The sequence below is a fragment of the Nitrosomonas sp. Is37 genome (assembly GCF_033063275.1).
GTDB lineage: Bacteria > Pseudomonadota > Gammaproteobacteria > Burkholderiales > Nitrosomonadaceae > Nitrosomonas.
Map to the genome: position 1 here is coordinate 81,675 of NZ_JAWJYP010000007.1, position 12,646 is coordinate 94,320.

Genomic DNA, 12,646 nt, shown 5'->3' on the forward strand with positions numbered 1-12,646 from the left:
TAAGTAGATTAAGTATATTGGAAGATCAAATCTTTTATTGGGTTGGGGTAATACACCGACTCCTGATGTAATCAAAAGCTTGCTGCCGGTCAGTTACCTTGAAACCTTCTGGTCGCGCTGTTCTCATTTATTGGCCACGAACTCGAATGAGTAAGCTTTATCGGTATGAAAGCTTAAGGATAGTTCGTTTAGCAGCAGCGATGCTTGCGCTAGTTGCTTTAGGTGCTCAAGGACAGGTTATCGAGCCGCGCACTTATACCAATGCGCCTGTAGGACTAAATTTTCTGGTCACGGGTTATAACTTTATCCAAGGCGGCGTGGGTACCGATCCAGCCCTACCAATTGAAAATACCAAGGTTGAGATTCATTCTACATTTTTTGCTTACGCTCGCTCTTTAGATTTCTTTGGTAAGTCCGCCAAATTCGATGTGGTACAGCCTATTTCTTGGGCTTCGGGCAGCGCCACAGCTAAGGGTCAATTTCGAGATCGAGAAGTATTTGGACCTGCCGACACAAGATTTCGCTTTTCAGTCAATTTCTTTGGCGCACCTGCACTTTCTATGAAAGATTTTGTAAATTATCGACAGGATACAATTATCGGCGCCAGTTTGGAGGTGACCGCGCCTAGCGGTCAGTATAACGGAGACAAGCTCCTCAACATCGGCAACAACCGCTGGTCGATCAGGCCAGAGATTGGGATTTCCAAGGCTCTGGGGTCTCTGATACTGGAGCTTGCCGGAAGCATCCAGTTTTACACAAAAAACGATGATTTTATCGGTAGCAGAGTTCGCGAGCAGGATCCTGTTTATTCTCTGCAGGGACACCTTATCTACAGTTTTGGAAATGGTATCTGGTTTGCGGTGGATGGCTCCTTTTTCACCGGTGGGCAGACCATTGTGGACGGTGTGAAAAGTGGCAGCAAGCTAGAAAACTCACGGGCGGGTGTGACGCTTTCGCTACCTGTGAACCGACATAACTCGGTCAAGCTTTTCTTCAATACCGGTGTCTCAGTTCGTACTGGTAGCGATTTCAACGCGGTTGGAATTAACTGGCAATATCGCTTTGGTAGCTGGTAGCGATATAAATTGAGACATCAGGGAGTAATGATATATCCAGGATTTCCCCGAGTATTGCACTATAAACTCATTGCAAGGATTAGGTGCCTCACAACTACGCACCGAGAACACATCAAATTCTGCGTTGGCAATGCTGCATTGAGTCTGAATGTATGGCTGATGAGCTTTTCATTGATAAATCAAATTATGTAATTTGAATTTAAAAAATTTTGATGACTTTTTCATAAAGATTATTCCTACGTGTTTATACGTATTCTTTCAATTAGCATATTTTAATAATCTATCTATATAAACATCAGATTTCAATAAAAAAAGGCGCAAATTATGCAATCTAATCAGCAGACGAATCAGCTTTCTCGCTTTCCCGATTTCTTCGTGGTAGGTGCACCGCGCTGCGGCACTACATCATTCTGCCGCTACCTCGCACGAAACCCGCAGATATGCTTCTCGCAGCCGAAAGAAACATATTTCTTTAGTCGACTTGATAATGATTTATCCGAGAATGAATTGCGGCGGAATTACCTAGATAGCTATTTCCCCCATTACACTGCTGATTGTCGCGCCGTAGGTGAGGGCACCGTGACTTACCTCTACCAGCCCGAGACTATCAAACGGATTCAATACTTCAATCCTAGTGCACGGTTCATCGTCTTAGTTCGCGATCCACTTGCAATGCTACCATCGTATCACCAGCGATTGCGATATCTGCTGCAAGAGGAAGAATCGGATTTTGAGAAAGCGTGGGCGCTCCAGTTGACGAGGGCGCGAGGGGAGAATGTTCCAAAGCTATGTCTCGATGCCCGGTTGCTGGCATACAGTGAGATTGCAAAGTTTGGCGCGCAAGTGCAGCAACTCTATGCCATCGCGGGACGTGAGCGGACACATGTGATCGTTTTCGACGATCTCGTGACTGATCCGCTCGACGTCTATCGGCGTGCTCTGGAGTTCCTTCACGTCGATTACGACGGACAGACGCGCTTTGAGCGGAAATACCAGAGCCGTATGTATCGGTACCGTTGGCTTCAGCAGTTGCTTTACCTGCCAGTGATGCGTCATGGAAAAGTAATCGATACTCTGCAGCGCTGCCTATCCAATTACAACCAGGATGGTTCAAGGCGCCGGAATCCTGTCAGTCGGTTGGCTGGTTGGAACACGATCACTGAATCACCGGCACCGCTGTCACCCAGGATGACTGCCATTGTGCGCGAGACGCTGCAAGCCGACGTCCAGCTCCTATCCAGTTTAATCGATCGCGATTTGAGTTCCTGGCTTGCCAGAAAAAGAGATCATGCTACCTATCACTTACTGCCGCATTGGAATAGTCCGACATTTGATCCGACAAAGGCAGGCTACCAGCATAGCAAAAGTTTAATTCCGAAGTCGGGGTAACAGCAACAGTCGATATCCATTGCTTGAGTAACTTGGCTAAGTTATCTGCATGTTTTGATAAAACGGGGGATCAAATGTCGATTCAGAAAAATAATATAGAAAAGAAGCGGTTGGAAGAATATAACCAGCATAGCCAAACGGAAGGGATTGAGGGATTGCCATGGAAGAAGTGGGGCCCTTATCTCTCGGAGCGACAATGGGGTACTGTGCGCGAAGACTACAGCGAGGGGGGAGACGCCTGGAATTTCTTTACTCATGATCATGCCCGCTCACGCGCCTACCGCTGGGGTGAGGATGGCATCGCTGGAATTTCTGATGACAAACAGCGACTCTGCTTCGCATTGGCTCTCTGGAACGGGAAGGACCCCATTCTGAAGGAGCGTCTGTTCGGCCTTACCAACAGTGAAGGCAACCACGGTGAGGACGTGAAAGAGTATTACTTCTATCTCGACAGCACGCCGACGCACTCGTACATGAAGTATCTTTACAAGTATCCTCAGGCAGCTTATCCCTACGCTGATTTGGTGGAAACGAATCGCCACCGTTCACGGAACGAGTTTGAGTATGAATTGATCGACACTGGTGTTTTCAATGACGACCGCTACTTCGATGTCTTCGTGGAGTATGCCAAGGCCGGCCCGGAAGATATCCTGGTGAAGATTACGACAGTCAACCGGGGACCGGACGCGGCCGAACTGCACCTCCTGCCGACGCTGTGGTTCCGCAACGATTGGTCATCGTGGATTGCGCCATCCAATAGATCTCCTGAGAAACCAGACATCAAGCAGATCGAGGCAGCTTTGGGCACAAACGCGGTGAAAGCAAGGCATCCGCTGCTGGGTGAATTTGTCCTTTCCTGCGAAGGCGAGGTACCACTGCTTTTTACTGAGAACGAAACAAACCATGCGCGCCTTTTTCCTGGGCAAAAGAACGAGAGCCCGTACGTCAAGGACGGTATCAACGACCTTGTGGTGCAAGGCCGACAAGAGGCAGTTAACCCAAATAAGCAGGGTACCAAGGTCGCAGCCCACTACCACTTCAATGTCGGTGCCGGTCAGACCGCAGTGATCCGTCTGCGGCTGTCTAAAATTTCTCCGGATATTTCCCTGGATCAAAGCGGCAAGCTTTTTGGCAAGGATTTTGATACTGTCTTCGCTGACAGACTTTGTGAAGCCGATGAATTGTACCAGTCTGTGACGCCACCATCAGTGAGTGAAGATGTTGCAAATGTGATGCGCCAGGCCATCGCCGGCATGTTGTGGAGCAAGCAGTTTTTCTTCTTCGACGGTGACAATTGGCTGGACGAGCATAACTCTAACCCCCTTCATTCCGGATATCGAAACGCCCGTAACTCGGAGTGGTTCCATATGCTGAATGAGGACATTATCTCTATGCCGGACAAGTGGGAATATCCCTGGTATGCAGCCTGGGATCTGGCTTTCCATACGCTGCCACTTTCGATCGTAGATCCTGGTTTCGCCAAAGAGCAAATGAAACTAATGCTCCGCGGAGTTTACCAGCATCCCAGCGGCCAGATCCCCGCATATGAGTGGAACTTCAGTGATGTGAATCCCCCAGTCCATGCCTGGGCAACACTCTTCTTGCACCGCACCGAGCAGGCCCTGCGCGGTGAGACAGACGTCGCTTTTCTCAAATCGGCATTTAACAAGCTGCTGCTGAATTTTACCTGGTGGGTGAACCGCAAGGACCGTTTCGGCAAGAATGTCTTTGAAGGCGGCTTCCTCGGCTTGGACAACATCGGCATCTTCGACCGCAGCGCACCACTGCCCACGGGCGGCAACCTGGAGCAGGCGGATGGCACGGCGTGGATGGCTCTGTTCAGCCAGAATATGCTGGAGCTCGCGATCGAGCTCGCAACCTATGATCCTTCCTATGAAGACATGGTACCCAAGTTCATAGAGCATTTTTTATATATCGCTGCAGCGATGAACCGGCCTGGTCAGGAGGGTATGTGGGATGAGGAGGACGGCTTCTACTACGATCTGCTGCGGCTCCCCGACGGAACGGCTACACGACTCAAAGTGCGCTCGATAGTAGGGCTCATGCCGCTATGCGCTACAACTGTAATCGAGGAGTGGCAGCGGGAGCTCATTCCGCGATCGATGATTTTTCTGCAAGAACGTATGCAGCGGATGCCCGAGCTTCTCGAGACCATTCATCCTGTGGGATCGACGCATCGTGGCGTGGCTGAACGTGGTGTGCTCGCGCTGCTTAAGCCGGAGCGGCTGCGCCGGATTCTCACGAAGATGCTTGACGAGAATGAGTTTTTGAGTCCCTATGGCATTCGCTCGCTCTCCAAGTTCCACGAGCAGCATCCATATGTGTTTCATGTGCAAGGTCAGGAGTACCGGGTGGATTATCTGCCGGCTGAATCGAACACCGGCATGTTCGGCGGCAACTCCAACTGGCGTGGTCCGGTCTGGATGCCGGTGAATGTACTTATCATCCGCGCTCTGCTGAGTTTTTATCTTTATTACGGCGATAACTTCAAAATCGAATGTCCTACGGGATCGGGCAAAATGATGAATCTGTTCGAGGTAAGCAAGGAGATCGCCGATCGGCTCGCCCGCATTTTCCTCAGGAATGAACAAGACAGGCGCCCGGTGTATGGGGATACCGAAAAATTCCAGACTGATCCCAACTGGCGTGATTACATCCTGTTCTACGAGTATTTTCATGGCGACAATGGTGCGGGATTGGGTGCAAGCCATCAGACCGGTTGGACCGGCGTGGTGGCCAAAACCATCCAAGTGTTTGGATTTCTTGACGCTAAACGGCTCCTAGAAGTGGGCAGACAGGCCGCGTTCAAGAAAGGCAATGTATGAATGATTGGCCAAAGTACCCGCTGATCTATGAGATTAACACCTGGGTGTGGCTAGGTGAGTTGGGCCGAACATATCGGAGATCTCTGACCCTTGCTACGATTCCTGATGAAGAATGGGATACTCTTGCTGCTCATGACTTTGATGCGGTCTGGCTGATGGGTGTGTGGGAAAGAAGTCCTGCCGGCATCGCCATTTCGATGCGGAATGAGGGGCTGCTTGCGGATTTTCGTCGTGCCCTCCCGGATTTTTCGCCGGAGGACAATGTTGGCTCACCCTATTGCGTGCGGCGCTATGTGGTGGATCGATACCTGGGAGGTCCGGAAGGGCTGGTGATTGCCAGAAGCAAGCTTGCTGAGCGAGGAATACGTTTGATTCTCGACTTTGTTCCGAACCATGTCGCTCCTGATCACCCATGGGTGCTTGAGCATCCCGAGTACTTCATTCAGGGAACTCAGGAAGATCTGAGACGTGATTCCCACTCATTTGTATCTATCAACGGCAGTGTATATGCTTGCGGACGTGACCCTTACTTTCCAGCCTGGGAAGATGTGATCCAGCTGAATGCGTTCAATGTCAGTCTGCGTGATGCCGCAATTGCAACTTTGCGTGATATCGCGGCTCAATGCGATGGTGTGCGCTGCGACATGGCCATGCTGCTGATGAATTCCGTTTTCCAGCGAACATGGGATGATCGCGCGGGTCCAACTCCAGAAGTAGACTACTGGCTGCAAGTAATCCCGGCGGTCAAGAAGGGCAATCCGCAGTTCCGGTTCATTGCCGAGGCTTACTGGGATATGGAATGGGCGCTGCAGCAACAAGGCTTCGACTATTGCTACGACAAGCGTCTTTACGATCGCCTTGAGCATGATTCTGCCGAGAGCGTGCGGCTGCATCTCTGTGCCGATCTGCCCTACCAGGAGAAGCTCGTTCGCTTCATTGAGAACCACGACGAACCGCGCGCTGCTGCAACGTTTACTGATCAGCATTTGCGGGCCGCTGCGGTAACCTTTGCGACGCTGCCTGGCGCCAGACTGTTTCATGAAGGACAATTCGAGGGACGCCGAGTGAGACTCCCCGTGTTCCTGCGTCGCCGTTGTGATGAAATGCCAGACCAGAATCTTCAGCAATTCTACTACACTCTTCTTGAAATCCTTCGCAGCAAAGACTTTCGGGAGGGGGAGTGGAGACTGTGCGAGCGGATTGGCTGGCCGGACAATGACAGCTATCTGAATGTGGTCGCCTGGTGCTGGCAAAAAGGAGTCGATCGCCACTTGATCGTCGTCAATCTTTCAGCAAGCCGTTCTCAGGCGCAGGTTAGACTACCGTGGACAGATCTCTCCGGTCATTTCTGGCAACTGACTGATCCGCTCCAAAAAATGGTGTTTGATCGGGTGGGTGATGAACTTCAAACATCGGGTTTGTACGTAGACTTGGAACCGTGGGGTTATCACGCTCTTCATTGCAAGCAAAGCTGATCGATAATCACCCAATACGGAGGTAAACATGGTTTCTCCCAAGAGTGTGCAGTTGTTTTGTTTCTTTTTCAGCATGATTATTCTTACGGGCTGCGGGGAATTAGCTATCCACGATGTGGATAGTCTGTTATTCCCTGGCTTTTATAGATCTGAAGTCGTCGGTTTTATGGCGGGATTAGGAACGACCTTTGCCGCCCTGCCGGATTTGATCGGAATGCTTAGGCGAAGGTCTAGCAAAGGTATGAATCCGAGGATGGCTGCTATTATGGGCACTTTTCAAATCTTATGGGTCTACTATGGGTTGTTGATCCTTTCAAGACCCGTGATCCTTTGGAATATCATCGCGGTAATGACCAATTTCTTCGTGGTGGGCGCCTATTTTTATTTTGCCCGCAAAGAAAGCGTGGATCAAAGTAAATCGACCTAATGCATAGGTTAAATTTGAGTGAGTGAGGCGGTACCACAATCTGAACTGATTGTTGGGCAAACCGGGTAAATGCAAAATTAATCTATTTGCAGGCCAGATCTATCGAAAGATAATGGACCAATAAAGTTCATTAAGGATTTGCAACGATCGGCATTCATCCGCGGTGGAGGCATTGATGATATGACTCACATCTTTAACATCTTTAGTTTCCAGACAAAGATCAAGGTAGCAGGGTTTGTCTTTCTCATTTTTTTCATGACAGGGTGTGTAAGTATCCAGCCTAGGTGGGAGGTTCGCACTACATCGACACTGTTTTCTTCTCCCTCGGATCTAGTAAGCTTGGAACAGGAAGCGGTAGCACTGCTCACACCCTTAGCACCGACACCCCTCCTTCGAGGGGATGAAGCCGGATTGGGTCTTTACCTTGCTGAGTCCATTAAAAAAATCGCTCCAGCTTGGAAGATAATGGACGAACAGCAAACGATTGCCCTAATTAACCGTTACGGCCTGACAGAAGAATATACTCGCTTACGCCAGGGCATTGATCAGAGTCATATACTGGATCGAAAATTACTTCAAAAAATTGGGAAAAGTTTAGGGGCACGGTACGTGTTTCAGCCCAGGTTGGCATACATTTCACAAACTATGACGGACCGTTTCGAAGCGCCGGTCACTCCATTCCTGATCTTGCAGACCCGTTCTGCCGTCATGAGACTTTCCTTGCAACTATGGGACACCATGAGCGGCGAACCTGTGTGGTCCTCCGCGGCTGAATCCGTCGTGTTAGGCGAAACGGCGAGCCTGGAACCCATGTTTATCAAGGATGCTGCTCGAGTTGCGTTCGGTGGTATGTTAACAGACTTGCTGACTAGAAAAACATCGTCGAAATATACTCGATTGAATCGATTTCTTGACAGGTTAATCCAGGAGAAAGACGAATGAGATGTGTAAACGGTACTTTATATGGAAATATTGAGATGGAACGCTTACTGCTTTATCTTTGTTGGAACATAACATCATTATTCTCGAAGTATTCGTAAGTCAAGCTTGGCAGCATTCTGAAACACCTCATGATCTAAAAAATCATGGTTATTTCAATCCTTGCTACTCTCTTTTTCAATCATCTCTTTAATCGGTTATTTATGTAATTTCGGGAAGAACTGCAAAACATCATAGCAGGCGCATTAGCATGAGCGTTTTAGCAATTAACAATGAGATAGTCTTAGTATAGAAATCACTCAATCGCCTATTTTGGTAAATTCACACCTTTCTTTAATAAGTGGTGATGTATTAGGATTGCCGATCCCATTGGCAATCAGCGCGACAACCCGAACATCATTGGTATATCCCACATGGGCATCCAGCGGATTAGCAAAGCCCTTGATATTAAATGCTTCAATAATTTTGGACACGTTAATCGTGACATTGGTGATGTCTGGACATAATCGTGAATCAAGATATTTTTCGCTGAACTCCTTAGGTATTTCATAACTTAATAGATCATTGGGATCGCTGAAGGCAATAATGGAGGTTTCACTGAGCATGCGCTCCGTATAATGAACGCCTTCAGGTTTACAATACGCTGCTTTCTGTCCAATCACCTCAGGAAGCTCCCTGCCCAATTGCAGGACTGGAAGCTGATTAGATAGCATGAAAACTGGGATGTGTTTATCACGGAGTACTTCTATTGCTTTGGAAGTTGCTACGGTTTTAAGCGTTGTTCTGAGCTTTTCGTCTGGTTGTGAAATAAAATACTTCTCCTGGTTTACCAGCATATCGGCAATACGCTGGAAGCCATCAATCGTGATACGACTACCCAGGCTATGTGAAATAACAACATAATCATCATACTTTAATTTGTCGGCATGCGCATCGCCCAAACCTTGGCATACATGCTTTCCTTCCCTGGGAAGATCTTGCCAATATTGTGTTGCCATCCAACAGAATGATTGCGCGAATGCCGCCAGAATAAGCTGCCTGCTTTTTCCTAAATAAATAATTGGATCAGGCGTGGTGTCATTGCTAAATTTCTTTAGCATGCTGTTGATTCTAGCTCTTCGAAAATCATAATCTCCTGAATTATCAAAAGACAGTAGCGCTTTTTCTGGACGGGAAATTTCCGACCAGGTGAGTTCGTAAAACGTAAGTTTCTCCCCGGTATCTTCATTCAGCAGGTGTGTTATGCGCAAATTACCCACACTTTGGTCAGGAAACAATGGGGTAACCAAAGTGATATTTTTTGAATGCCCCGAACGACTGTTTAGCTTTAATTCTCTGGCTAGATTTTCCAAGAATTGAGTGGAATAACCTGGAATATGATCACCAACACCATGCACCATCATGATTTTGGTCTCTCCCTGTTCTTTGACGAGGCCTGGTTTAATTCCTGTAAAAGGTTTACCCTCTACCTTGCAGATGCGGGTGTCTTCACTTTCAGCTTTTTCCAGAAGAGCTTGGGTCACACCTTTACTGATGCTGGCACAACCCGATAGAAAAAAGATGATTAAGAGTAAGAGAGCTAACCACCTAATTCTTATACTTAAATAGCAAGGAATTGTCATCATAGTTTTATGGTTTGTTGTGGTTGAACAAAACTCGACACTTGACATCCTTTGGCTTCGCTTATGCTGCGTAATGGCAAGCCACTTACTCTTAGTTCTTTGAATCGAATGAAGCAGGTAACAACAGTAAATAGCTGAAAAATATACCGTTTGCTTTTCCAGGGTGAAACGATGAGAAAATTAATTCCTTTTTTAATTAGCTCACATATTTGTGTAGCTTATTGAAATACGTAAACTAAAAATATACGTGCTAACACGTAAAGGTCATCTTTATTGATAAAAATTAAAAAATGCTTTTTTGATGCAAGCTAAGTACAACATTAAAGCTTGGATGCATTTTTGTTTTTTAGGCAAAAGAATACTCAAAGAGAAAGATCGGCTCAAAATATGAAGTTCTGTCAAGCTGTGTTATTGACTGCAAGCTAACACGCAGTCAGCACCTATTTAATCTGAGACTTAAGGTATTGTGGTTGGAGTGAGATTTATATCCTTTGCCCGAATAAGACGCGAAAAATCCACGGTATCATCAGCTGCCTGTGCTCGAGCATTGATATGAGATAGCTGTTGTAACTCAGGAAAAGTCAGTCCGTCAGTTTTTAGTTTACCGCGCTCATATAATAACTCTGGCAGATAGCCGCTTGCTAGAATCCTCCAATTGAAGGGTGGATGCGTCTGATTGACACGAGTGTTTAGCCAGATACTGGTCGTGCAGTTGGTCGTGAGCGTGTTGTAAAACTCAGGTTTTGCATTTAATTTATTGATTCTGTGTATATATTCAAGGAATAAGCGGCGACCATTTTCGATGGATCCAGATATCCGATAAATATAAGTATCTTCCGGTGGATTTTCACGATAGTTGGTGCGTAACCGTATAATGTCACGTTCGTCGGCAACCACGTAGATAAGTTCATATTGTCGGAAGAAGCCTCTAATAGAGGAATAATCTTCACCTTTCTCCTTGCGTGTTTCGATGGAAATAGCAAGATAATTGTCATCAGCAAAGGAGAAGCTTAGGAATATATGTGCTATGGCAGGCCCCATCCAGTAGGAGGCCACCATATCCACTGCCTCCAGTTTACTTAAGTCGAAGCGTTTGTCATAGTAACTGGGGGTGTAATCAGTTTCGCTGCGGTAATCGAAGTTGCGAATATTGTGTACTGTAATCAGATCACCTTCGATCGTAGCGTATGGCAGCATGGCTACGTCTATTTGCCAGTCTCGCTCATTGGATGGCTTGATGTTGCTCCACCATATTAATAGCAAAGAGAATAATGCGAAGTAGCCTGCAAGAGCTTGCCAGTGCCAGCGACGGAAGCCCAAAGCAATTAAAGTTGCGAGTGAAGCAACCCCAAATGCTGTGGCCAGAATGCTACGCACTATATCATTATGCGGCTCCGAAAAAATGAGAGCAAATATACCCCAACTGCCAGTCATTATTGTCAGCAAACCGAGCAACACCCGGCTCACAATACTGGTGGCTGAGGTCCGATTGCTCTTCATTATTCTTGCCTCTTAGAATTAGTTCAAAAAGATTGCCTGAACTAATTATTCTGAGCACCTATATCTCATTCTGCTAATGGGATGAGTTCTGCCAGTTCGTACCGTACGATAGCTCGAATTTTGTTCTCGATCTGAAGGTAGCGTGCAACCTTTGCTCCAGGAAGAACTGCGCTAAGTTTGGGCACATATGTCCGCTTTAAATTAGCTTCAGCCATTTCGATGGCAATGGCTTCATCAATCAATTGTTTCGCTTTTTCATTTGAGATCGCACCTTTATTGAAAGCCAGTGCATAGTCATCTATCATCTTTGTCAATCGCTGATTGATCTCGTGTAGATCTTTCTGGTAGGCATCATAGACAGGCCAGAATGCCTTGGCTTCTTCTTCGGTCAGGCTCATATTATTGGCAACTACCAACTTCTTATCTGCAGCGATTTTATCGCGCAGGATTTCCATATTGCGACTGACTACATTACTTTCACCAGCGTACTTACTTTCGGCAGCATATGAAGGGAGCATAAGCATTGCAGCGAGAATCAATAAAGTAAAACACAATAGGTTCGTTAAATATTTCTTATTCATATTTTTTCCCTTCCTTAGAAATTGAAGTTTGTAAGATCGAACTTTGTGTAGAATGTGTTTATTGAAGACTTTAATTAGCTGTAAAGAATAGACATATATCCTTAACTTGAGTTCAGCGTGGTGTTATCTCCAAGGGATTTTGATTTTTTTCTAATGAAAGGGACGATTGCTACCTAAAATTGCATCAAAGCACCAAAGTAGCTGTGCACATTCCACCTGGAGAGCAATCTAAATTAATGATGAGCAAAGGTGCGGCACTCATTTATCGTTAACCTGATGGATCAAGTCAGAAAAATATTTAGTTTCCTGCATTTAAACCTAAAAACTGCAGTTGATCGCTTGATTGGTGAGTTATACCCATGACATATAGAGATATTTTAGAAATTTTCTCATTTGTCAGAATGGTAAAGCCGCTATGAGGTGTATCATATGTCGCTCCTGGCGCGAATGTGGCGTTGCTCTTCGTTGCAGGGAACAGCCCTGCGGCCTCATCGCGCCTTGCCTCGCACCTGGATCATTACACACTCCACCTCGTCCAGCTGCAGTTTTTAGGTTAAATCGAATGGCGCAGGGAAGAGGCAATGCAAAAAAGCTCTGTCTGGCTGAGCAACAAGAGCTGCTCATCGAGTTTCTTTTTTTCGCTCTCAAGGAGCGTGAAAAAAGATCCTTCTGAGCTGAGTGCAAACCAGTGTAAGCCGCCTAGTGGAGCACAAGGAAGAGATAGGAGTGTTCCAATGCCCAGCTATACTCCGAGTTCAATCTAGAGGTATTTGAACGCTGATTTCAAGCGC

10 protein-coding genes are annotated in these 12,646 nt (G+C 46.8%); 6 read left to right on the forward strand and 4 right to left on the reverse strand.

The features are described from left to right. Positions 1–98 precede the first annotated feature (98 nt). The 6 genes from R2Q26_RS04990 to R2Q26_RS05015 all read left to right on the forward strand — a co-directional run bounded on the left by R2Q26_RS04990 (position 99) and on the right by R2Q26_RS05015 (position 8,155). A complete protein-coding gene (locus R2Q26_RS04990; RefSeq protein ID WP_317535261.1) occupies positions 99–1,076 on the forward strand; it encodes a transporter in 978 nt (325 codons plus the stop codon). Positions 1,077–1,400: 324 nt separating this feature from the next. Further along, the gene (locus R2Q26_RS04995) at positions 1,401–2,465 is read left to right on the forward strand and encodes a sulfotransferase (protein WP_317535262.1); all 1,065 of its coding nucleotides are present in this window, start codon (positions 1,401–1,403) and stop codon (positions 2,463–2,465) included. Between the two features lie 74 nt (positions 2,466–2,539). Further along, positions 2,540–5,311, forward strand: coding sequence for an MGH1-like glycoside hydrolase domain-containing protein (locus tag R2Q26_RS05000; protein ID WP_317535263.1), 2,772 nt, complete (start codon positions 2,540–2,542; stop codon positions 5,309–5,311). Beyond that, positions 5,308–6,786: an alpha-amylase family glycosyl hydrolase gene (locus tag R2Q26_RS05005; RefSeq protein ID WP_317535264.1), complete on the forward strand. Its 1,479-nt coding sequence runs from the start codon at positions 5,308–5,310 to the stop codon at positions 6,784–6,786. The genes R2Q26_RS05000 and R2Q26_RS05005 overlap by 4 nt, the downstream gene beginning before the upstream one ends. 28 nt (positions 6,787–6,814) lie before the next feature. Beyond that, positions 6,815–7,213, forward strand: a complete 399-nt coding sequence (locus R2Q26_RS05010) for a SemiSWEET family sugar transporter (RefSeq protein WP_317535265.1) — start codon at positions 6,815–6,817, stop codon at positions 7,211–7,213. A 180-nt stretch (positions 7,214–7,393) separates the two neighbouring features. Next, positions 7,394–8,155 carry a hypothetical protein gene (locus tag R2Q26_RS05015; protein WP_317535266.1) on the forward strand — a complete coding sequence of 254 codons (762 nt, stop codon included), beginning with the start codon at positions 7,394–7,396 and terminating at the stop codon, positions 8,153–8,155. 296 nt (positions 8,156–8,451) lie between these two features. Here the strand turns inward: R2Q26_RS05015 and R2Q26_RS05020 are convergent, their stop codons facing one another. From R2Q26_RS05020 to R2Q26_RS05035, 4 genes are all read right to left on the reverse strand, one after another. Continuing rightward, positions 8,452–9,675 carry a hypothetical protein gene (locus R2Q26_RS05020; protein WP_317535267.1) on the reverse strand — a complete coding sequence of 408 codons (1,224 nt, stop codon included), beginning with the start codon at positions 9,673–9,675 and terminating at the stop codon, positions 8,452–8,454. Positions 9,676–10,230: 555 nt separating this feature from the next. Then, complete coding sequence (locus R2Q26_RS05025; protein ID WP_317535268.1) at positions 10,231–11,274, reverse strand: DUF4105 domain-containing protein; 1,044 nt, start codon at positions 11,272–11,274, stop codon at positions 10,231–10,233. 65 nt (positions 11,275–11,339) lie between these two features. Beyond that, a complete protein-coding gene (locus R2Q26_RS05030) occupies positions 11,340–11,855 on the reverse strand; it encodes a hypothetical protein (RefSeq protein ID WP_317535269.1) in 516 nt (171 codons plus the stop codon). Between the two features lie 396 nt (positions 11,856–12,251). Further along, positions 12,252–12,479 (reverse strand): hypothetical protein, encoded by a 228-nt coding sequence (locus R2Q26_RS05035; RefSeq protein WP_317535270.1) that lies wholly within the window; start codon positions 12,477–12,479, stop codon positions 12,252–12,254. Between the last annotated feature and the right edge of the window lie 167 nt (positions 12,480–12,646).

Bases quoted from the DNA above. Each gene is read 5' to 3' on its own strand.
- R2Q26_RS04995 (WP_317535262.1), top strand. From the start codon at position 1,401: ATGCAATCTAATCAGCAGACGAATCAGCTTTCTCGCTTTCCCGATTTC.
- R2Q26_RS05000 (WP_317535263.1), top strand. From the start codon at position 2,540: ATGTCGATTCAGAAAAATAATATAGAAAAGAAGCGGTTGGAAGAATAT.
- R2Q26_RS05005 (WP_317535264.1), top strand. From the start codon at position 5,308: ATGAATGATTGGCCAAAGTACCCGCTGATCTATGAGATTAACACCTGG.
- R2Q26_RS05010 (WP_317535265.1), top strand. From the start codon at position 6,815: ATGGTTTCTCCCAAGAGTGTGCAGTTGTTTTGTTTCTTTTTCAGCATG.
- R2Q26_RS05015 (WP_317535266.1), top strand. From the start codon at position 7,394: ATGACTCACATCTTTAACATCTTTAGTTTCCAGACAAAGATCAAGGTA.
- R2Q26_RS05025 (WP_317535268.1), bottom strand. From the start codon at position 11,274: ATGAAGAGCAATCGGACCTCAGCCACCAGTATTGTGAGCCGGGTGTTG.
- R2Q26_RS05030 (WP_317535269.1), bottom strand. From the start codon at position 11,855: ATGAATAAGAAATATTTAACGAACCTATTGTGTTTTACTTTATTGATT.
- R2Q26_RS05035 (WP_317535270.1), bottom strand. From the start codon at position 12,479: ATGAGCAGCTCTTGTTGCTCAGCCAGACAGAGCTTTTTTGCATTGCCT.